Origin of the sequence: Hespellia stercorisuis DSM 15480 (assembly GCF_900142165.1) — a bacterium.
GTDB classification, from domain to species: Bacteria; Bacillota; Clostridia; order Lachnospirales; family Lachnospiraceae; genus Hespellia; species Hespellia stercorisuis.
On the sequence record NZ_FQZY01000038.1, the window covers coordinates 1 to 22,155 of the forward strand.

Annotated in this window: 21 protein-coding genes; all 21 read left to right on the forward strand. The window is 46.5% G+C overall.

Going from position 1 to position 22,155, the window contains the following annotated elements; genetic code table 11:
• Positions 1 to 94 precede the first annotated feature (94 nt).
• Positions 95 to 820, forward strand: a complete 726-nt coding sequence (locus BUB85_RS12590; RefSeq protein ID WP_073111012.1) for a dipeptidase — start codon at positions 95 to 97, stop codon at positions 818 to 820.
• A gap of 427 nt (positions 821 to 1,247) precedes the next feature.
• Positions 1,248 to 1,622, forward strand: coding sequence for a CidA/LrgA family protein (locus BUB85_RS12595; protein WP_073111014.1), 375 nt, complete (start codon positions 1,248 to 1,250; stop codon positions 1,620 to 1,622).
• On the forward strand, positions 1,615 to 2,307 hold the full coding sequence (locus BUB85_RS12600; RefSeq protein ID WP_073111016.1) for an LrgB family protein: 693 nt from the start codon (positions 1,615 to 1,617) through the stop codon (positions 2,305 to 2,307). The genes BUB85_RS12595 and BUB85_RS12600 overlap by 8 nt, the downstream gene beginning before the upstream one ends.
• A gap of 16 nt (positions 2,308 to 2,323) precedes the next feature.
• Positions 2,324 to 2,893 (forward strand): cytidylate kinase-like family protein, encoded by a 570-nt coding sequence (locus BUB85_RS12605; RefSeq protein ID WP_073111018.1) that lies wholly within the window; start codon positions 2,324 to 2,326, stop codon positions 2,891 to 2,893.
• Positions 2,894 to 3,140: 247 nt separating this feature from the next.
• The gene (locus BUB85_RS12610) at positions 3,141 to 4,346 is read left to right on the forward strand and encodes an SAM-dependent methyltransferase (RefSeq protein ID WP_073111088.1); all 1,206 of its coding nucleotides are present in this window, start codon (positions 3,141 to 3,143) and stop codon (positions 4,344 to 4,346) included.
• A 650-nt stretch (positions 4,347 to 4,996) separates the two neighbouring features.
• Complete coding sequence (locus BUB85_RS12615; RefSeq protein ID WP_073111091.1) at positions 4,997 to 6,055, forward strand: methionine ABC transporter ATP-binding protein; 1,059 nt, start codon at positions 4,997 to 4,999, stop codon at positions 6,053 to 6,055.
• Positions 6,045 to 6,701, forward strand: a complete 657-nt coding sequence (locus BUB85_RS12620; RefSeq protein WP_073111020.1) for a methionine ABC transporter permease — start codon at positions 6,045 to 6,047, stop codon at positions 6,699 to 6,701. The genes BUB85_RS12615 and BUB85_RS12620 overlap by 11 nt, the downstream gene beginning before the upstream one ends.
• A gap of 53 nt (positions 6,702 to 6,754) precedes the next feature.
• Positions 6,755 to 7,624, forward strand: a complete 870-nt coding sequence (locus BUB85_RS12625; protein WP_073111023.1) for a MetQ/NlpA family ABC transporter substrate-binding protein — start codon at positions 6,755 to 6,757, stop codon at positions 7,622 to 7,624.
• A 28-nt stretch (positions 7,625 to 7,652) separates the two neighbouring features.
• Positions 7,653 to 8,312 carry an amino acid ABC transporter permease gene (locus BUB85_RS12630; protein WP_073111025.1) on the forward strand — a complete coding sequence of 220 codons (660 nt, stop codon included), beginning with the start codon at positions 7,653 to 7,655 and terminating at the stop codon, positions 8,310 to 8,312.
• Entirely contained in the window at positions 8,293 to 8,967 is a 675-nt protein-coding gene (locus tag BUB85_RS12635; protein WP_073111027.1) for an amino acid ABC transporter permease, read from the forward strand. Before BUB85_RS12630 ends, BUB85_RS12635 begins: the two co-directional genes overlap by 20 nt.
• A 5-nt stretch (positions 8,968 to 8,972) precedes the next feature.
• On the forward strand, positions 8,973 to 9,737 hold the full coding sequence (locus tag BUB85_RS12640; protein ID WP_278319594.1) for an amino acid ABC transporter ATP-binding protein: 765 nt from the start codon (positions 8,973 to 8,975) through the stop codon (positions 9,735 to 9,737).
• 86 nt (positions 9,738 to 9,823) lie between these two features.
• On the forward strand, positions 9,824 to 10,744 hold the full coding sequence (locus tag BUB85_RS12645; RefSeq protein WP_242945422.1) for a transporter substrate-binding domain-containing protein: 921 nt from the start codon (positions 9,824 to 9,826) through the stop codon (positions 10,742 to 10,744).
• 109 nt (positions 10,745 to 10,853) lie between these two features.
• Positions 10,854 to 11,363: a superoxide dismutase family protein gene (locus BUB85_RS12650; RefSeq protein WP_073111032.1), complete on the forward strand. Its 510-nt coding sequence runs from the start codon at positions 10,854 to 10,856 to the stop codon at positions 11,361 to 11,363.
• A gap of 195 nt (positions 11,364 to 11,558) precedes the next feature.
• Positions 11,559 to 12,932, forward strand: a complete 1,374-nt coding sequence (locus BUB85_RS12655; RefSeq protein ID WP_143160715.1) for a glycosyltransferase — start codon at positions 11,559 to 11,561, stop codon at positions 12,930 to 12,932.
• A 23-nt stretch (positions 12,933 to 12,955) separates the two neighbouring features.
• Positions 12,956 to 14,644, forward strand: coding sequence for an alpha-glucosidase (locus tag BUB85_RS12660; RefSeq protein ID WP_073111037.1), 1,689 nt, complete (start codon positions 12,956 to 12,958; stop codon positions 14,642 to 14,644).
• 300 nt (positions 14,645 to 14,944) lie between these two features.
• Positions 14,945 to 15,862, forward strand: coding sequence for an ABC transporter permease (locus BUB85_RS12665; protein ID WP_073111039.1), 918 nt, complete (start codon positions 14,945 to 14,947; stop codon positions 15,860 to 15,862).
• A gap of 21 nt (positions 15,863 to 15,883) precedes the next feature.
• On the forward strand, positions 15,884 to 16,930 hold the full coding sequence (locus BUB85_RS12670; RefSeq protein ID WP_073111041.1) for an ABC transporter permease: 1,047 nt from the start codon (positions 15,884 to 15,886) through the stop codon (positions 16,928 to 16,930).
• A gap of 16 nt (positions 16,931 to 16,946) precedes the next feature.
• On the forward strand, positions 16,947 to 17,945 hold the full coding sequence (locus tag BUB85_RS12675) for an ABC transporter ATP-binding protein (protein ID WP_073111043.1): 999 nt from the start codon (positions 16,947 to 16,949) through the stop codon (positions 17,943 to 17,945).
• Positions 17,942 to 18,922: an ABC transporter ATP-binding protein gene (locus BUB85_RS12680; RefSeq protein ID WP_073111045.1), complete on the forward strand. Its 981-nt coding sequence runs from the start codon at positions 17,942 to 17,944 to the stop codon at positions 18,920 to 18,922. The genes BUB85_RS12675 and BUB85_RS12680 overlap by 4 nt, the downstream gene beginning before the upstream one ends.
• A gap of 40 nt (positions 18,923 to 18,962) precedes the next feature.
• Positions 18,963 to 20,603 (forward strand): peptide ABC transporter substrate-binding protein, encoded by a 1,641-nt coding sequence (locus tag BUB85_RS12685; protein WP_073111047.1) that lies wholly within the window; start codon positions 18,963 to 18,965, stop codon positions 20,601 to 20,603.
• 531 nt (positions 20,604 to 21,134) lie between these two features.
• Positions 21,135 to 22,019 carry a Ppx/GppA phosphatase family protein gene (locus BUB85_RS12690; protein WP_084534035.1) on the forward strand — a complete coding sequence of 295 codons (885 nt, stop codon included), beginning with the start codon at positions 21,135 to 21,137 and terminating at the stop codon, positions 22,017 to 22,019.
• Positions 22,020 to 22,155 lie beyond the last annotated feature (136 nt).

Below are 22,155 nucleotides of genomic sequence, written 5' to 3' on the forward strand. Positions count from 1 at the left end.
AAAAATTCTTATAAAGCAAACAAAAAACTGTAGGGCAGGAACTGTCCAAACAGTATAATCTACGCCTGTGGAGTAAGCATAAGACCAGCATTTATTGTGGGGATTTACGCCGAAACAGGAAGCACGTGACTTCAGTCATGTGAGGGTTCACGGGATAGAGTGTATTGGTGAGAATATAGATCTCATCAATGAGTTTTATGATTTTGGCGTAAGACATGCAGGTCTTACATGGAACGAAGAAAATCTGCTGGCAACAGGAGTCAGAGGAACACCCGGACGTGGGCTTACAGAAGCAGGGCGAAAAGCTGTCAGAAGAATACAGGATCTGGGAATGCTACTGGATGTCTCCCATTTAAATGACGAGTCCTTTTGGGGAGTTATGGATGCGGCGGGCGGACCGGTTGTTGCCTCTCACTCAAATTGTCGGGCACTTTGCAATCATCCAAGGAATCTGACGGATGAACAGTTGAAAGCCCTTGCAGAGACAGGAGGCGTTGTGGGCCTAAATTCTTTCAATGAATTTGTGCATAGGGAAGAAAGAAGCCAGACGGTTGAAAATCTGGTGAGACATGTGGTCCATATGGCAGAGCTGATCGGAGTAGACCATATCGGATTTGGTTTTGATTTCTCGGAGTACCTAAACGGAGATACGCTGAGTCTGTACGCCAGCCAGGATACGACATGTACGATCGGACTGGAAGATGCGTCCTGTGTTCCCAATCTCGTAAAAGAGTTGAAGAGAGCCGGATTCAATCAGGAAGAGATTGAAAAAATCACATACAAAAATTGGCACAGGCTGATGAAGGAAGTGATGGTTTAGGGTGTGGAAGCCTATAAAAATCAAGTATTTGATATAAAATAAAAGGAATTTTATAATATAGACACAGACAAAAACAAGATCGGCGTTTGTCTGCGTCTATATTTTTTGTATCACAGGAAATTCCTTCGAACTTCCGGTGATACAAAAAAACGCCCGCGGGGGTCGCACTGCCGAGGTGTATTGAAGTCTTGGCAGGACCAGTGCTTTTATCGTATCTTTTTGGGGTCACGCTTCAGATAAAAAGTGGTTAAAATTGCATGGTTGACTTCTCTGTGAAAAGGGGTAAACTAGAGTGTATCGTGTTTTTTTGCATACGATTTTGACCGGATGAAATCATAGGAAACGAAGTTTCATATGAGAAATGTCCCAGACAAACTACTACTGAATACCTGCGAGGGACGCTGCATATTATACAGGAGAATGTATCATGAAAATTTTAAAACAGTTTCTAATTATTTTGCTTTATTCATTTATAGGAGAAGCGCTGAACTTTTTTTTGCCGTTGCCGATTCCGGCGAGCATTTATGGTATGGCGCTTCTTTTTGTATCTTTAATGACGGGAATCATACGGGTGCAGGATATTCTAGAGGCAGGGCGCTTCTTAATTGAGATCATGCCCGTCATGTTTGTGCCGGCGGGAGTGGGGCTTATGACTTCGTGGGGGATATTAAAGCCGATGCTTCTTCCGGTCAGTGTGATTATTATGGCTGCAATCATCACAGTCATGGCTGTGAGCGGGCTGAGTTCCCAGTGGATCGTGCAGCACACAAGAAAAAAGAAAGAGGATTTGAAAGATGAATAATTTTTTGACAGCATCCGCATATGCAGGAGTAACGATCAGCATTCTGTTTTATCTGCTCGGCATGTATCTAAAGAAGAAATTTAAATTTGGATTTTTAAATCCATTGCTTTTGGCAATTCTGTTCACCATGGTGTTGCTGCTTCTATCGGGAGTGGATTACGATACGTACAACGCAGGTGCCAGGTATCTCAGCTGGCTTCTGACGCCGGCTACAGTCTGTCTTGCAATTCCACTGTATGAGCAGATTCAGCTGTTGAAGGACAACTATCAGGCGGTGATTGTCGGAATCGTATCCGGAGTGTTTACCAGCCTGGTTACGGTCTTTGTTCTGGCACTTTTATTCGGACTGAATCATCAGGAATATGTCACACTTCTTCCGAAATCCGTCACAACGGCAATCGGAATGGGCATCTCGGAGGAACTCGGCGGTTATGTTACGATCACGGTGGCAGCGATTGTGATTACCGGAGTGCTCGGCAACATTTTCGGTGAAATAATCCTGAAGATTTTCCACATTAAGGAACCCATAGCAAAGGGTATTGCGCTGGGATCAGCCGCTCATGCCATTGGAACGGCAAAGGCAATGGAACTGGGAGAAATCGAGGGAGCCATGAGCTCGCTGTCGATCGCAGTGTCGGGGATTCTGACTGTTGTCGGTGCATCTGTTTTTGGAATGTTTATTTAGTGAAAGGAAAAAACCTATGATTATTACAATAGCAAGACAGTGTGGCTGTCAGGGAGACCTTGTCGGCGCGAAGCTGGCGGAACACTTCGAACTGCCGCTGTATGATAAAAAACATATCAGAGAGCTGGCAGAAAAATGCAGCATGGCAGGGCGATACCCCGGTTTCTTTGAGGAGAGGGAGACCAATCTTTTCCTCGAAGCAATCGCAGCGGACATGCCGCAGGACATGGCACAGAAGACTGCCATCAAGGCACTTACGACCACCCTCGGAAATGGACCGGCCGTAGTTATTGGACGATGTGGAAATTTCGTATATGAAGAGGAACCGGATGTGGTCCGGATATTTCTGTGCGGCCCGATGGACTACCGGATTGAGCAGATGGAAAAAGCACATGATATTTCCCGGAGGAGAGCAAAGAGGCTTGTGGAGGAGACGGACGCGAGAAGAGCGTCTTACCATAAATACTATACCGGGCAGACGTGGGGATTTGGCGGCAATTACGATCTGTGTATCGATGAAAGCCGGGTGGGAGCGGATGGTGTGGTGAATTTGGTTTGTGCGTATATTGCCCAGAGCTCTCATTAAACTGCAGAATGGATGGAGGTAATTACAAAGCTGATTTGCATTTTTCAGAACAGAGTAGAAATCCCTTTAGATAAATCCATATGATAATCCTCCCGTTATCAATCATCTTCATCATTGCGGAGATGAGAAAACGGAATAAGAAGATCAAAAAGAATTAAAACCGGTATAGAAGGCGCAATTGAGTGAATAATGGGATATGTAGCGTGTAAAGGTTTTAATGAATTTCGTGAAAAAAATGGAGGATATCATGTTAAAGGTAGAAGAAATAGCAGAAGAAAAGGCAATGGTAAAATTTCTTGAGCGGTTCAGTGACAATCCATTCTGCGTGAAGTTTAAGAACCACGAATATATGATCGGTGAAGGACAGCCGGCATTTACCGTGAAACTGAACAGGGCGATTCCGATGGCAGAGCTCTTAAAGAGTACGTCATTAGCGCTTGGCGAAGCGTATATGCAGGGCGACCTTGATATCGAGGGGAACCTTTATGAGGCGCTGGATCATTTCCTGGGGCAGATGGGAAAGTTTTCCACAGATGAAAATGCACTGAAAAAGCTGATGTTTTCTTCCACGGCCAAGAGCAATCAAAAGCAGGAAGTGACCAGTCACTACGATATCGGAAATGATTTCTACAAGCTGTGGCTGGATGAGACGCTGAGTTATTCCTGCGGATACTTTCTGAATGAAGAGGATTCCCTGTATCAGGCACAGTTAAATAAAATCGATTACACCCTGGAAAAGCTGTGCTTGAAAGAGGGGATGTCCCTGCTTGATATCGGGTGTGGCTGGGGATACTTGCTGATTGAAGCAGCAAAAAAATATAAAGTACATGGGATGGGAATCACACTGAGCAAGGAACAGTATAAGGAATTTCAAAAACGGATCGAGGAAGAAGGCCTGCAGGAGTATCTGACAGTTGTACTGATGGATTATCGTGATCTGCCAAAATACGGCCGGCAGTTTGACCGCATTGTGAGCATCGGAATGCTGGAGCATGTCGGCCGTGACAATTACAGACTTTATATGGAATGTGCGAATCAGGTATTAAAACCGGGCGGAGTATTTCTGCTGCATTTTATCAGTGCACTTCAGGAGCATCCCGGTGATCCGTGGATAAAGAAGTATATCTTTCCGGGCGGGGTCGTTCCGAGCCTACGTGAAATGATGTCCTATATGGGGGACTACAATTTCCATACGCTGGACGTTGAAAATCTGCGGCTTCACTACAATCGGACACTTCTGAAGTGGCTGGAAAATTTTGAGGAGAATCTGGAAGAAATCAAAAAAATGTTTGATGAAACCTTTATCCGCATGTGGAGATTGTATTTGAGCGCATGCGCAGCGACCTTCCACAATGGAATCATTGATATTCATCAAATACTGATGACAAAAGGAGTGAACAACGAACTGCCATCCATTCGGTGGTATGGGGCGGAGAATAAAAGAGAAGAATAAAATTATATAATCTCTACTAAATGGTAGTGCAGCTGCAGAAAAGAAGAAATTGAAAAGATATGTAAGCCAGGTCCCTTTATCAGATTGTAATCTGATAGAGGGGCTTTTTATATCCTGGGAAATTTCTTCGAATGTCCCAGGATATAAAAACGCTCCGCGGGGTTCGCACTGCGGCGGAAGGGAATTTGTCGATAAATCGACCCGCCGCAGGCGGATAATCTTGCAAGCAAGCTTCTTTTTTAAAATAAAGTGTTGACAAACGACAGATTCCTGAGTATAATTCAAAACATATTAATCCTATCAAGAAAGTATGAAATAAAAAAGAAAGGGGAAACACATATGAATACATTAAAAAGAAGAAAGAATATGATGATCTGCTGCAAAGGCATGTGTACCATGATGTGCATGTGCAGGGTGGCTTCTTCACGTATGTGTTTATTACCTGTTTATTCAGTAAGTCAGCGAAACCGGTAAAATGGCGGAAATAAGACTTGGAGAGGCAGATATGCATATGTGTATCTGCTATTATTATGCCCTTATAACTACCAAAATGAAGCGATAGTAAAATTGCAGGTTTTCGAAACAGCGGCAGAACGCCCGCTTTATGAAATAGGAGAGTTCAGGGGAAGGGAATGCAAAAGGAGGAAGAGATGGCACAAATTATTTTAGACCACATTTCAAAAAGGTTCGTGGCAGATGGGCGAAATGTAGATGCTCTGAAGGATATCAGCCTTGAGATTGAAAAAGGGGAAATATACGGGATTATCGGAATGTCCGGAGCTGGAAAAAGCACATTGGTTCGATGTTTGAATTACTTAGAGAAACCTACGGATGGAAAAGTATTCATCGAGGGAAATGAACTGGGCAGTCTGAAGGAACGGCAGCTTCGGGAAAAAAGACGCAGCATTGCCATGATTTTCCAGCACTTTAATCTGCTGATGCAAAAGACGGTTCTGGACAATATCGTGTTTCCCCTGCTCATTCAGGGGGAGAAAAAGAGTGCGGCCAGACAGCGGGCAAAGGAATTATTGCAGGTGGTCGGATTAACTGAAAAGGAAAAAGACTATCCATCCCAGTTATCGGGAGGGCAAAAGCAGCGGGTTGCAATTGCAAGGGCACTTGCCTCCAATCCTCACATTCTGCTTTGTGATGAGGCGACCAGCGCACTTGACCCGCAGACGACACAGTCGATATTGAGACTTCTAAGACAGATCAATCAGGAATATGGAATTACCATTGTGATGATCACCCACCAGATGGATGTTATCCGGGAAATATGTGAAAAAGTGGCGATTATCGAACAGGGCCGCGTGGTGGAATCGGGATATGTGGAGGCGATTTTCAATCATCCGAAATCAGATGCGGGAAGGCGATTGATTATAGGAGATGCGGCTGCAGGCTCCCAGTTGGGGGCCGGACAGCCGGAAGAGGGGCAATTGGAAAAGCCGGAAGAAAGAAACCGGATGGAGACGGAGGTGATTTTCAGGATCGTATTTACAGAAAATTCGGCGTTTGAACCGGTGATTGCCAATATGATTCTCCACATTGGAGAGCCTATTAACATTTTGAGGGCAGATACGAAAAACGTAAATGGAATTGCCAAAGGCGAAATGCTTCTGGGGATTCCAGAACACAGGAGACGGGAGATAGAAAACTATCTGACGGAAAAAGGATTGGAAGTTGAGGAGGTGGACAGACATGTTCAATAGTGAAGTACTATCTATGATTATCAAAGGAATCGGGGAAACACTCTATATGACGATATTTTCTACGGGATTTGGATATCTTCTTGGGCTGCCGTTGGGCATCATTCTGGCAGTCTCGGATAAAGACGGCATCAGGCCCAATGCATTCCTTTACCGGATACTGGATGTGCTGTCTAATATTCTGCGCAGCATTCCGTTTTTGATTTTATTGATCCTGTTGATTCCATTTACAAGAGCCATCGTTGGGAAAAGCTATGGCTCCACAGCGACCATCGTCCCGCTGGTGATTGCAGCGGCACCGTTTATCGGAAGAATGATCGAATCATCCATCAAAGAAGTGGACAGTGGAGTTGTTGAGGCAGCCAGATCCATGGGCGCATCCACGCTGACTATTATATGGAAGGTTTTGCTTGTGGAGGCCAGAACTTCAATCCTCACAGGCGCAACCATCGCAATCGGAACGATCCTGGGATATTCCGCGATGGCGGGGACGGTCGGCGGTGGCGGACTGGGAGATATTGCAGTCCGCTATGGTTATTATCGCTATCAGGAGGACATCATGATAGCAACCGTAATTTTGTTGATCTTATTGGTGCAGTTATTCCAGATCGTTGGGATGAATCTCGCAGCAAAATTTGATCATAGATAAATTGGAAACAAGTAAATAATACGAAAGAACAAAAAAGAGGAGAGAGAAAGATTATGAAAAAGAGATTATTATCAGCAGTAGTAGCAGGAAGTCTTGTTGTGGCGGCACTGACGGGCTGCGGCAGTAATGCCGGACAGACAGCAGACAGTGGTTCGGGGAGCAGCGCAGGAAACAATTCAGGAAGTGACACAAAAGTGATCAAGATTGCGGCGTCAGCGACACCCCATGCGGAGATTCTGGAGCAGGCGAAGCCGATTCTGAAGAAAGAGGGATATACGCTTGACATTACCGTGTTTGACGATTATGTACAGCCCAACGAAGTTGTAGAGAGCGGTGAGTTTGATGCCAATTATACACAGCATGTTCCGTACATGGAGAGTTTTAATGAAGAAAAAGGGACGCATCTAGTGGATGCCGGAGACATTCATTATGAGCCGTTCGGTATTTATCCGGGAACAAAGAGCAGTCTGGATGATCTGGCAGATGGCGATACTATTGCAGTTCCGAACGACACCACAAATGAGGCGAGAGCGCTCCTTCTGCTCCAGGACAATGGACTGATCACACTGAGCAAAGATGCAGGTCTGGAGGCAACGGTCAATGATATTACAGAAAATCCGCACAACATTCAGATTGAAGAGCTGGAAGCAGCACAAGTTTCACGTGTCACCGGTGAAGTTGCATTCGTGGTCTTAAATGGAAATTATGCACTGGAAGCAGGCTATACCGTAAACAAAGATGCGCTTGCATATGAGAAATCTGATTCAGAGGCGGCGAAGACTTATGTGAATATCATTGCGGTGAAAGAGGGTAATGAAGAAAACGAAGCAATTCAGGAACTGGTAAAGGTTCTGAAATCAGATGAGATCAAGCAGTATATCAATGATACGTATGAGGGTGCTGTTATTCCATTTGAAGAATAGACTGTGCGTATAGAAAGAGGGCATTCCGATGAACTGGGAATACATACAAACATACCTGCCGATGTATGAAAAGGCGGCACTGCTTACTCTGAAACTGGGAATTGCCGGAATCCTTCTTGCGATTCTGGTGGGTCTGTTCTGTGCGGTGATCCAATATTACCGGATACCGGTGCTCAGAAGAATTGTGGCAGTTTATATAGAATTAAGCAGAAATACACCGCTTCTCGTACAATTATTCTTCCTATATTATGGGCTGCCGAAAATCGGTATTGCGACAGATGCACAAATGTGTGGAATTGCAGGATTGACATTCTTAGGTGGAAGTTACATGGCGGAAAGTTTTCGAAGCGGGTTTGAGGCTGTTGAGAAGATACAGGAAGAAAGTGCGCTCAGTCTGGGAATGAACTCCTGCCAGGTCATGCGCTATGTGATATTGCCGCAGGCGGTTTCCGTCAGTGTTCCTGCATTTCTGGCGAATATAATCTTTCTGTTGAAAGAGACGAGTGTATTTTCAGCGATCAGCCTGATGGATTTGATGTTTACGGCGAAGGATCTCATAGGGTTATACTATAAGACAACAGAAAGTCTGGTGCTGTTAGTGGCGTTCTACCTGATGATTCTTCTGCCGGTATCACTTTTGGGAGCATGGCTGGAGAGGAGGGTGCGGTATGCCGGATTTGGGAATTAATGTATTACTAAAGGGCAGCAACCTTCTCAGACTTCTCGGCGGACTCGGTGTGGCGCTTCGCATCAGCCTGATTGCGGTTGCAGTCAGCATTCCGCTGGGGATTCTGCTGGGAACGCTGATGACCGGGAAAAATGTTGTCATAAAGTTCATTCTGAAATTATATCTGGAATTTATACGGATCATGCCGCAGCTGGTACTTTTATTTATCGTGTTTTTTGGCAGCACACGGATGTTTGGTTGGCAGCCTACCGGTGAGTTATCAGCGATCATAGTTTTTACCCTCTGGGGTGCGGCGGAAATGAGCGATCTGGTCAGAGGTGCACTGATCAGTATACCGGTGCATCAATATGAAAGCAGTGAGGCACTTGGTCTGAGCAGATTTCAGACGTACCGGTACGTGATCATCCCTCAGACGGTGCGCAGATTGATTCCATTATCGATCAATCTGATTACGAGGATGATCAAGACAACAAGTCTGATTCTGATGATTGGAGTTGTGGAGATGATCAAGGTGGCACAGCAGATTATCGAGGCAAACAGAATGGCAAGTCCCAATGCAGCGTTTGGAATATATCTGGTAGTGTTTTTCCTGTATTTTCTGGCGTGCTGGCCCATCAGTCTGATGGCAAAATATCTGGAACAAAAATGGAGGTGAGAGCGGTGGAACAACAGATACTGACGGTCAGTCATCTGAAAAAAGAATATGAGGATCACCTGATTTTAAACGATGTGGATTTGGTCGTGAAAAAGGGAGAAGTGGTGGTGATTATCGGACCCAGCGGATGCGGAAAGAGTACACTGCTTCGATGCCTGAACGGCCTGGAGAAGATTCAGAGCGGATCCATAAAATTACGGGAAGAAAGCATAGAAGCGGAGGGCACGAATCTGGTCCAGATCCGGCAGAAGATAGGAATGGTGTTTCAGAATTACGAATTGTTTCCGCATCTCACGGTTCTGGATAATATCATGCTGGCTCCGTTGAAGGTACAGAAGCGTGAGAAAGCCGCCGTGAAGGAGGAGGCACAAAAGCTCCTGGAACGGGTGGGCCTGAAGGATAAGGCGGACAGCTATCCGAGGCAGTTGTCCGGAGGACAGAAACAGAGAGTCGCTATTGTCCGGGCTCTTTGCATGAATCCGGAGATTCTGCTCTTTGACGAAGTCACGGCAGCACTCGACCCGGAGATGGTGCGGGAGGTTCTGGATGTCATGCTGGAGCTTGCAAGACAGAAGCGTACGATGATTATTGTGACACATGAAATGCAGTTTGCCAAGGCAGTGGCAGACAGAGTGCTCTTCCTTGATGAAGGAAAGATTCTGGAGGCGGGAACGCCGGAGGAGATCTTTGCACATCCAAAGAAAGAGCGGACAAAACAGTTTTTAAATATATTTGAATTTGAGGCCGTGCGAAACCAGGAGGTTGTATAGCCTTTCAAAGAAGCGGCGGAGTGAATTTAGAGTCTCCACGTCAGGAGCAGTGTAAAAATAAAGGAATTATGGAGGAAATCAGAATGATAAAAAATTTTAAAAAACTTACGGCAATCGGGGCAGCAGTGGCACTGACACTTGGTCTTACAGCATGCGGAGGTTCCGGGGGAGCAGCGGCTTCAGCCGGATCGACAGGTGCGGCGGGAACGGAACTGGCATCGGGCTCAGCAGAGAATACGTCAAAAAGCGGGCAGGTGTTTCGCACGTTAGACGAAATCAAGGAGAGCGGAGAAATTAATATCGGAGTATTTTCAGACAAAAGTCCTTTCGGTTACGTAGATGAAAACGGGGATTATCAAGGATATGATATCTATTTCGCAGACAGACTCGCGAAGGATCTGGGTGTGAAGGCCAATTACGTTTCCACAGAGGCAGCAAACCGTATCGAATATCTGCAGACCGGAAAAGTGGATGTGATACTGGCAAACTTTACGGTGACGGATGAAAGAAAAGAGGAGGTGGATTTTGCACTTCCGTACATGAATGTATCCCTTGGTGTTGTTTCACCGTCGGACAAAGTGGTGAAAAGCTTAGATGATCTGACTGCCGATGATCCGGTCATTGTGATCTCCGGAACAACAGCAGAGACATATCTCATTGAAAACTATCCGAATCTGACACTCCAGAAATATGATACCTATGCCAACGCCAAGAATGCACTGGAGAATGGAAACGGCGTTGCCTGGGTCAACGACAATACGGAGGTTCTTGCATTTGCCAGTGAAAACGATGGTTACGAAGTCGGCATCGCGACATTGGGGAGCAAGGACACCATCGCACCGGCAGTGACAAAAGAAAATCAGACACTTCTCGATGCAATTAACGGGGAAATCAAGAGTCTGGGAGAAGAGCAGTTCTTCCACAAGGATTATGAAGAGACTCTGGTGGATACCTATGGTGCAGATTATGAGGATGAGCTGGTCGTAGAAGGCGGCGTGACAGAGTAAACGAGTGCGGATGGCAGAGTAGAGGGCGGCGTGACAGACCAGTACGGATGACAGAACATAGAATGACAAAAGCAGCCGGGCGGAATATAATGAATAAAAAAGGTGTTTTATGCGCGACAATACACCCGGAACAGTTTTTACCGCTATTTTAAATAAAATGCATCCGAAAGCGATGGCATGGATTCAGGGGAATACCGATTATCCCCAACTGAGCGGGCTGGTGAAGTTCTACGATACCCCTTATGCAGGAGTACTGATAGAAGCTGAGATCTTCGGCCTCCCAAAGAATAATGACAGAGGAGATACCGGTTATTATGCGATGCATATTCATGAAAAAGGAGACTGCAGGATTCCGTTTGATCAGACGGGAGACCACTATTCCAGAGAGCCGGCCCCGCATCCGTACCACAGCGGCGACATGCTGCCATTGCTTGGAAATAAAGGTTATGCCTGGTCGGCTTTCTACGACAGCAGGATCACGATCGAAGAAATTATCGGGCGTTCGGTTATTGTACACGGGCATCCGGACGACTTCACGACACAGCCCTCGGGAAATGCCGGGGAGAAAATAGGATGTGGTGTTATCCGTGAGGAGGATGTGAAAGACAGATACATGTGATACGCCTGAACGGTGAAGAAAAAAATGCAATATATTTGACAGCAAAACAGACTGCTGCAGATGTATTGCATTTTTTTTCGAGAGAAAGCAGGGAAAATGGGAGGGATACATTTGATTGTAATAAAGTGTGGAGTTGAGTATAATTAGAGAGGAAAAGAAGTATTGGATGCGGCAAAAAAGAAAGGACAATTTCAAATGAAAGTATGCTTATTAAACGATTCCTTTCCACCCGTCATTGACGGTGTGGCAAATGTTGTTATGAATTACGCAAAAATTCTGCAGAATCAGAATCTGGCGGAGGTTCTGGTGGGAACGCCGGAGTATCCGGGAACAGACTACTCGGTCTATCCGTATCGGGTGGTTCCCTACCAGAGCTTTGATACCACAAAAATCGTGAAGGGGTACCGTGCGGGAAATCCGCTGGACATTAAGGAATTGGGGGATATGGCTGAGTTTGAACCGGATATCATTCACAGTCACTGTCCGGTTTCCTCCACAGTACTGGCCAGAATGCTCCGCGCGAGAACAGACGCTCCGCTGGTATTTACGTATCACACAAAATTTGATGTGGACATTGCAAAAGCAGTGAAGTCCCGGTTTATCCAGCGGACGGCAATTGAGGCACTTGTCAGCAATATTGAGGCCTGCGACGAGGTCTGGGTCGTGAGTCACGGCGCGGGGGAGAATCTCCGCTCACTCGGATTTGAGGGGGATTACCGCGTGGTAAATAACGGTGTGGATTTTGCAAAAGGGAGAGTGGATTCTGCACAGGTGGCACAGGTGACGGCAGGTTATGATCTGCCGCCGGATATTCCGGTGTTTTTATTCGTGGGACGTATCATCAAGTACAAAGGACTTCCGCTGATTCTGGATGCGCTCGCAAAGCTTGCGGATAGCGGGCAGGATTTCCGTATGGTATTTGTGGGAAGTGGACCGGATGAGGAGGAACTGAAGGGGAAGGCCAGAGAATACGGACTTTTTGAAAAAACAGATCGCAGCAGACCGGGTGCATGCATATTTACTGGACCGGTATATGACCGTGATAAGCTTCGCGCGTGGAACACCCGGGCGGATTTGTTCTTGTTTCCGTCGACCTATGACACAAATGGGATCGTTGTCAGGGAGGCTGCGGCATGCGGGCTTGCGAGTGTTCTGATTCAGGGGAGCTGTGCCGCGGAGGGGATCACACATGATCGGAACGGATTCATCATTGAGGAGACCGCCGAAGCGATGTGTGCGCTGCTCCGGGACGTGTGCAGGGACATGCCTCATGTGAGTCAGGTGGGAGAGAATGCCATGAACGAGATCTATATTTCCTGGGATGAGAGTGTGCATGAGGCGCATGAGCGGTATGGGCAGATCATCGACGCAAAGAAGAGCGGACAGATGCTCAGGAAAAGTGAGATGGTGGCAGAACATTTCCGGGAATTTACGGCGGAACTGCTGGAGGATACGCAGGAGATGCTGGCGCGTCCCAGACGCCTGTTTTCCGACATGCGAGACAATGTGAGTGAAGCGGGCGGGGAACTCCGGGATGAAATCAGGGAAGAATTTGAAAAGTGGTTTTAGATACTGAAAATCGAGGTGAGAACATGGAAAAAGACTGGTATAAGCGAATGTCTTTTTATCAGATCTGGATACGCAGCTTTTACGATGGAAATGGGGACGGAATAGGTGATCTCGCGGGAGTATACGAAAAACTCCCGTATATTCAGTCACTTGGTGTGGATGGCATCTGGTTTTCGCCGCTGTACCCGTCGCCCAATGCAGACTTTGGATATGATATTTCTGATTATAAAAATATTCATCCGGATTATGGAGATTTAGAACAGTTTCAAAAGGTGCTCGACCGGGCACATGAGATGGGAATGAAGGTGATTATGGATCTGGTGATCAACCATACGTCTGATGAGCATCCCTGGTTTGTGGAGAGCAGAAAGAGCAGGGACAACCCATACAGTGACTACTATATATGGAAGGATGCCAAAAATGGCAGGCTGCCCAATAACTGGAACAGTCTGTTTGAGGGGAAGGCGTGGGAGTATGCGCCGGAGCGGAATCAGTATTATCTTCATTTGTTTGCGAAGAAACAGCCGGACCTGAACATGGATAATCCGAAGGTGCGGGAGGAAGTGAAGGAGATTATGCGTTTCTGGCTGTCTATGGGAGTGGACGGCTTTCGCGAGGACGTGATCACATTTATATCGAAGGCGGACGGACTTCCGAATGGTCTGCCCCTCATCCCGGCGGCCAACGGAATGCATCTATATAAAGACGGTCCGCATATTCATGAATATCTCGCAGAGTTTCGAAAGGTATGCGAGGAATACGACTGTTTTCAGCTGGGGGAAGGTCCGATGACGACCACTGAATCCGCGTTGTCCTACATGACGGGCGAGAAAAAATCGCTGGATCTGATGTTTCATTTTGATCATATGATGGCAGACTGTCTGTTCACGGAATATATACAGCGGCCGTTTAAGCTGACGCGGCTCAAGCGCGCCTTTCGGAAATGGCAGCACGCGCTCAACGGCAAGGCGTGGAATACACTCTATTTGGAAAATCATGATCATCCGCGGGTCATCAGCCGTTATGGAAATGAAGCGTTTGTGCGGGAGAGCGGAACCATGCTTGCAGTCTGCTACCTGTTTCAGCAGGGAACGCCCTTTGTCTATCAGGGGCAGGAGATCGGGATGCTCAACATCCACCTCGATTCTATTGATCAGTACATGGATGTGTCTTCCAAAAATAATTATCACAGCTTTCATCGGAGGGAGAGCAGGGAAAAACGGATGGCCAGGATCCACGCGTCGAGTCGTGATTCCTCCAGAACACCGATGCAGTGGAACGATTCGTCCAATGCCGGTTTTACGACGGGAACGCCCTGGTTTTATGTGAACCCCAATTATAAAGAAATCAATGTGGAAAAAGAAGAACGGGAACCGGACAGCATTTTGAATTTTTATCGCAGATGCCTGCACTACCGGAAGAAAAGCGAGACGGCACTGTGGGGGGATTACCGGGAATTTCGAAAGTATGATAACCGCATCTATATGTATGAGCGCCGCTATCATGGAAAGAGCCTGCTGATCGTGTGTTCCTTCAGCACCAAAAATCTGAGGTGGAGAATGCCGAAAGAATGCCGGGGATGGCGGAAAAAGCTGGTTTTGTGCAACTACGGGAAAAGCGGCGGGAAAGGCAGCAGGAAAAATGGGGCTGGAAAAACATGGAGACTGCTGCGACCGTATGAGGCCAGAGTTTACGAGATGGACTGTCCGTAAGTAAATCCTGCATTTCAATTGTGCAGAGCACAGAAGTATACAGTCCCGTCTGCCGCCGGGAAAATATTCCATTCATGTTTATAGAAGAAAAAATATAAAAACCGTCAGTTCAGGATTTAAAGCCCTTTTTTTGCTATATTTAATATAAAAAAATGGAATAATATACTAATATTTAGACCGAATTAACTCTGAAAAAATAATTGTTCTTGTATTTGCTGTGCTTTTTTTATATAATAAAGGTTATATACCGTTTTAAGACGGGCAAAATGTACAAGTAGAAATGAAGGAGAGAGGCAACAAATGAAGAAATATGTTATCAAACGTGTTTTAATGGCGATTGTTACGGTGTTTATCGTAGCGACGCTGACTTTCTTTCTGATGAATCTGGTTCCCGGAGGACCATTTATGTCGGAGAAAGCAATCAGTCCGCAGGCACAGGCCGCACTCGAGGCGAAGTATGGTTTGGATAAACCATTGGGACAGCAATATATTACATATATGACAGACGCGCTTCACGGAGATTTTGGGGATAGCCTGAAGCAGCGTGGACGTACAGTGACACAGATTATTCTATCTAAATTTCCAGTTTCAGCAAAGGTGGGAGGACTGGCAATACTTGTGGCAGTCTGTCTCGGTATACCGCTGGGCTGTATTGCGGCACTGAACAGAGGGAAGTTTCTGGATAATCTGATCAGCGTCATATCGACCTGTGGTATCGCAGTGCCAAGTTTTGTTATTTGTACACTGCTGATGTATTTCTTAGGAGTACACCTGAAGTTACTTCCGACCTTCGGGCTAGCCTCCTGGAAAAATTATATTATGCCGGTTGCATCGCTGGCATTCTATCCAACGGCATACATTATGCGTCTGATGCGTTCTTCCATGCTGGATGTTCTAGGACAGGATTATATGAGAACAGCACGTGCCAAGGGTCTGACACAGTTTATCAGCTTGTTTAAGCATGCACTGCGTAATGCAGTCCTTCCTGTTGTTACTTATTTGGGACCAATGATGGCTTATACTTTAACTGGAAGCTTTGTTGTGGAGAAAATCTTCACGATTCCTGGGCTTGGAAGCCAGTTTATCGGTTCCATCAACAACCGTGACTACCCAATCATTATGGGAACAACCATTTTCCTTGCAACACTGATGATCGTCATGAACGTGTTGGTGGATATTGTCTATAAGCTGGTTGATCCACGTATTAAGTTAAAGTAGAAGGAAGGATAGAGATAGAAGATGAAAGAGAATCCATTAAGTTTTCAATTAAAACTGAAACCGGAAGATTTTGCACCGGCATCGGACAGTGAGAAAGAAAGCCTCACCGTCATGCGGGAGAGCGTCGGCTTCTGGAAAGACGGTCTGCGCCGCCTGAAAAAGAATAAAATAGCAATGGTAAGCCTGGTCGTAATCGTATTAGTCATGATTTTTTCGTTTATTGTGCCGAGTTTTTACCCATATTCATATGAAACACAGATTCAGGGAGCAAACAACCTCTCACCGATGACCTATTCTTCAAATGAACAGCAGGCAATTGATGCGGGAGAGAAGGTATTCCCACACGTGCTGGGAACGGACAAGCTGGGACGTGACTATGCAATCCGTGTTATGATGGGCAGCCGGATCTCGTTGATCGTAGGACTGGTTGCAACGGCAATCATTCTGCTGATCGGTTCCATTTATGGTTCGGTCGCTGCATTTTTCGGGGGCTGGACGGATATGATAATGATGCGTATTGTAGATATTATTTACACCATACCGGATATTCTGCTGATTGTACTGCTTTCTTTTGCACTGAAGGCACCACTGGAATCACTTTCCCAGGTTCCGGGATTCACCTGGATCCAGATTGTGGGTAAGAACCTGATCAGTATCTTCATTGTGTTCGCACTTTTATACTGGGTCGGAATGGCACGTATGGTGCGAAGCCAGGTGCTGATGCTCAAGGAGAGTGAGTACGTGACCGCGGCGAGAGCGCTGGGAGCAAGCAATGCACGTATCATCAAGAAGCATCTGCTGACCAACTGTATCGGAACACTGATCGTTACCACGACATTACAGATTCCTTCCTCTATATTTACAGAGAGTTTCTTAAGCTTTTTGGGATTGGGTGTTGCAGTTCCCCTTCCGTCGCTGGGAAGTCTGGCAAGTGATGCAATCAACGGATTGAACACCTATCCGTATCTGCTCTTTGCACCGGCTCTTCTGATCAGTCTGATCATACTGAGCTTTAACCTTCTGGGAGACGGACTGCGTGACGCATTCGATCCGAAGATGAAGAACTAAGAAAGGAAGAATTGATATGAGTGAATATCTGGTAAATATTGAGAATGAACGCCTTTCTTTCTTCACACCTGCTGGAGAGGTCAAGGCTTTAAATGACGTATCCCTGCGTCTGAAAGAGGGAGAGGTGCTGGGAATCGTAGGAGAGAGTGGTTCCGGCAAATCTGTAACTGCATATTCCCTGATGGGACTGACTGCACATCCGGGACGTCTGATCGGCGGAACACTGGAGTTCAACGGACACAAGATCAACGACATGACGGAGAAGGATATGTGCACCATCCGCGGAAAAGAAGTTGCAATCATTTTCCAGGACCCGATGACCAGTCTGAATCCGGTGTTTACGATCGGGAATCAGATCAGAGAAGTGATCAAGCTCCACACGGATAAATCAAAAGAAGAGGTTCAGGCACGTGCAGTCGAGTTGCTCACGCTGGTTGGAATCAACGAGCCGGAGAAGCGTCTGAAGCAGTATCCGCATGAACTGTCCGGTGGTATGAGACAGCGTGTGATGATCGCCATTGCACTGGCCTGTGAGCCGAAGCTTCTGATCGCGGATGAACCGACGACCGCGCTGGATGTTACGATTCAGGCGCAGATTCTGGAATTGATGGTAGAACTGAAGAATAAACTGGGAATGGCAATCATCATGATCACCCATGACCTGGGAATTGTTGCAAATATGTGCGAGAAGATCGCAGTCATGTATGCCGGAAAGATCATTGAATACGGTCTGACAGATGAGATATTCTATGAGCCCGGACACGAGTATACCAAGGGGCTGCTCAAGAGCATTCCGAGACTGGATGCGAAGGAGCATGAGAAGCTGGTTCCAATCGAGGGAACACCGATCGATATGCTGAATCCGCCGAAGGGATGTCCGTTTGCACCGCGCTGTGACTCCTGTATGAAGATCTGTCTTCGCGAGATGCCGCCTGTTACGGAATTTAGTGATACACATTATACAAGCTGCTGGATGCATCAGAAGAAAGAGTTTGAGGGAGGTAACGTACAGTGAGTGAAATATTAGTACAGGCAGATAATTTAAAACAATACTTCCCGGCAGGTGGAGTTGGAAAGAAGAAAAAATATGTAAAGGCTGTGGATGATGTCTCTTTCTTTATTAATAAGGGTGAGACACTGGGACTGGTAGGCGAATCCGGCTGTGGAAAGACGACGACGGGACGTACGCTTCTTCGTCTGTATGAGCCGACTTCCGGGCGTATCACATACGACGGGAAAGTGATTTTTGACAGTGAGAAAAAGATAGCGGAGAACATGCTCCCTTATCGCAGAAAAATGCAGATCGTATTTCAGGATCCTTATGCAAGTCTGGATCCACGTATGACGGTCGGTGATATCGTGGGAGAAGCCATCGATATTCATAAGTTGGCTGCAAGCAAAGAGGACAGACAGAACAAGATCATAGAGATGCTGCGCAAGGTAGGACTGAACTCCGAACATGCGAACCGGTATCCACATGAATTTTCCGGCGGACAGAGACAGCGTGTGGGAATCGCCCGTGCCCTGGCGGTAGATCCGCAGTTTATCGTGTGTGATGAGCCGATCTCTGCGCTGGATGTATCCATTCAGGCGCAGGTAATCAACATGTTTGAGGAGCTGCAGGAGTCCATGGGACTGACCTATCTGTTTATCGCTCATGACCTGTCGATCGTGAAACACATTTCCAATCGAATCGGTGTCATGTATCTCGGAAAGCTGGTGGAGCTGGCAGACAGCTACGAGCTCACAGAGCACAGTCTGCATCCATATACACAGAGCCTGATCTCGGCGATCCCGATTGCGGATCCGAAGCTGAGCAGAGCAAGCAAACGAATTATCTTAAAGGGGGATGTACCAAGTCCCCTGAATCCGCCTTCCGGATGTCGTTTCCGTACTAGATGCCCATACGCTACAGAGCAGTGTGCGGCGGAGGAACCGGCATGGCGTGAAGTAAGTACCGGTCACTATGTGGCGTGCCACAAAGTACAATAAATAAAAAGAAAGTATTTCATGCTTTCAAGAGGAGGTAAAAATGAAAAGGAAAGTAGCATTATTGCTGGCGATGGCATTGGTTGTCGGCAGTCTGGCAGGATGCGGAGGCTCTAAGGATAAAGCATCCACATCATCGTCAGGATCATCAGAAGGAAAGCAGCTCGCAGTGCAGGTTGGACCGAACCCGGAGACACTGGATCCGGCATTGAACTCGGCGGTAGACGGAGGCAACATGATTCTGCACAACTTTGAGTGTCTTCTGACAGTAGATAAGGACAATCAGATTGCTCCCGGACAGGCAGAAAAATGGGAGAGCTCAGAGGATGGTCTCACATGGACCTTCCACCTGCGCGATGGTCTGAAGTGGTCAGACGGAAGTGATCTGACAGCAAACGACTTTGTCTACAGCTGGAAACGTGTATGTGATCCGAATGTAGCAGCACCTTATGCATCCACCGTACTTGGCGTGGTAAAAGGATTTGACGAAGCGGTAGCAGGTGACCTGGATGCGCTGGCGGTATCGGCTCCGGATGACAAGACATTTGTGGTAGAACTCTCAGCACCATGTACTTATTTCGAGAGCCTGGCAGCATTTGCAACATTGAGCCCTGTACAGGAGGCAACAATCGAAAAAAATGGCGATGCATGGGCAACAGATCCTGAGATGTATGTATCCAACGGGCCTTTCAACGTAACAGAGTGGGTTCCTGGTTCACACATCATCATGAGCAAGAATGAAAATTACTGGAATGCAGATGCGATTAAACTTGGAAGCATCAAATGGGTATTGATGGAAGACTCCAATGCAGCCTACAGTGCATACCAGACCGGAGAAGTTCTGATGATCAAGGACGTACCGACAGAAGAGATTCCTTCTCTGGATGGACAGGATGACTTCTACATTGATCCGATTATCGGAACATATTATGTAAGTCTGAATGACTTAAAAGAACCATTTGACAACGCACTGGTACGTAAGGCATTAAACCTTTCTATCGACAGAGAATATGTGGCGAATGAACTGATGCAGGGAACCTATACACCGGCAACATCTATCGTTGGCCCGGGATGGTTAGACACCGATGGTTCTGAATTCTCAGAAAATGCGAATGGCGGAAAACCATACATTGATTCTAAGACATTTGATGAAAACCTGAAAGAAGCAAAGGCAGCACTTGCCGAAGCAGGATATCCGAATGGAGAAGGCCTCCCGACCATCACATACTCAACAAACGATATGGCTTATCATAAAGTGGTAGCAGAGTATCTTCAGCAGGCATGGGCAGAGATCGGCATCACACTCAATGTAGAGATCGTAGAGTGGGCAAGCTTCACACCGATGAGACGTGCCGGAGACTATGAGACTTCCCGTAACGGATGGGTAGGAGATTATTCAGATCCTTCCAACATTCTGGAACTGTTCACAACCGGCAACGGAAACAACGATGGTAAGTTCTCTAATCCGGATTACGATGCAGCGATGGAGACAGCGGCGGAAACACTGGATCCAAAAGAGAGATCAGAGGCACTCCACAAAGCAGAGGATGTGCTGATGGAGAACAACGGATGTATTCCGATTGCTTACTACAATGACTTCTGGTTACAGAGTGACAAAATCACAGGTTCTTGGCATTCACCATACGGTTACTGGTACTTCATGTACGCAGATGTTGCAGAGTAAGACACAGTGCTCAGAACCAGCGAATCAAAATAATATTTAACGAGGTAGTGCAGAGGAAACTCTGCACTACCTTTTTGCCTTTTCAAGAAAAAACAGTATTCGAAAGAACAGAAGATATGGTATAATGTACGCGACAGCAATGAGCAGTGCCAGCAGATGACAACAAGCGTTTACGTTGTGCTCGCACATAAGTAAATGCTTGTTGTCATCTGCTGATAGGGCGAAAGCCCGCGAGTGAGATGGAGCGAAGCGGAATCGAACGACACTGCGGGCAACATACACAATGTAAGCATACAAAAGCCCGCGAGTGAGATGGAGCGAAGCAGAATCGAACGACACTGCGGGCAACCAGCACAATGCAAGTAAACAAAAGCCCGCGAGTGAGATGGAGCGAAGCGGAATCGAACGACACTGCGGGCAACCAGCACAATGCAAGTAAACAAAAGCCCGCGAGGAGATGGAGCGAAGCGGAATCGAACGACACTGTGGAATTTAGCCTGTAACTAGATTATGTAAAATTGGAGGGAAATTATGTACGGAATTATTGATATTGGATCGAATACGATGCGTCTTTCCTGTTACCGCGTCGTGGATAAAAAATTATTACCCACATTCCATAAAAAGAGTATGGCAGGACTGGCCGGATATGTGGATGAAGACAACTGCCTGAGCAAGAAAGGCATCAAAAAAGTGGTCGATACGCTGGATGATTTTAAGAAAATCATCATGTGCATCGGGTTGGACCGCCTCTATGTTACAGCGACTGCATCACTGCGAAACGTGGATAATACGGAAAAAATCGTGAAAGAGATTTATGACAAGACCGGAATTGAGGTGGAGATTATATCCGGCAAAAAGGAAGCCATGTATGATTTTGCCGGAGCTACATATGGTACGGACTTTGAGACCGGGATCGTGATCGATATCGGTGGCGGCAGTACAGAGCTGGTGTGTTTCAAAGATGAGAAGGTGGAGAGTGCAGACTCTATACCGATCGGTTCGCTGAAAGCATTTTCTAAATATGTGGAGGGACTGTTCCCGACAGAAGATGAGGACGAAGAGATCAGAGAGCACGTGAGAAAAGAACTGGATAAGCTGCAGATTGGAAAACAGAGGCTGGCACTTGGCGTTGGCGGAACAAACCGTGCATGTCTGAAGCTGTACAATGAGTATTTTGACTGTTCAGTGGATAACACGGTGATGGAATGTGACAAAATCAAAGAGCTTTTGAATGAATTAAGACACGGGAAGAAGGCAGGAATGGCCAGAATCCTCAAGATCGTTCCAGATCGAATCCACACGATTATTCCGGGAATGATCGTACTGGACACAATCAACGATTATTGCAGGTGTAGAAAAATCCAGATGGCAGCAGGTGGAGTCCGTGAAGGTTATATGATGGAGAAGGTTCTGTAAGTACAGCATTACATTCATTACTTGTCACTATCAAGTGAAAAGAAGAGGAAGAGATTCTGCGAGTGATGGAGTGGATAAAAGAGCATATGAGAACATACGAGAGAGTTCAACGGAGTTCAACGCTTCTGGAAGGAAA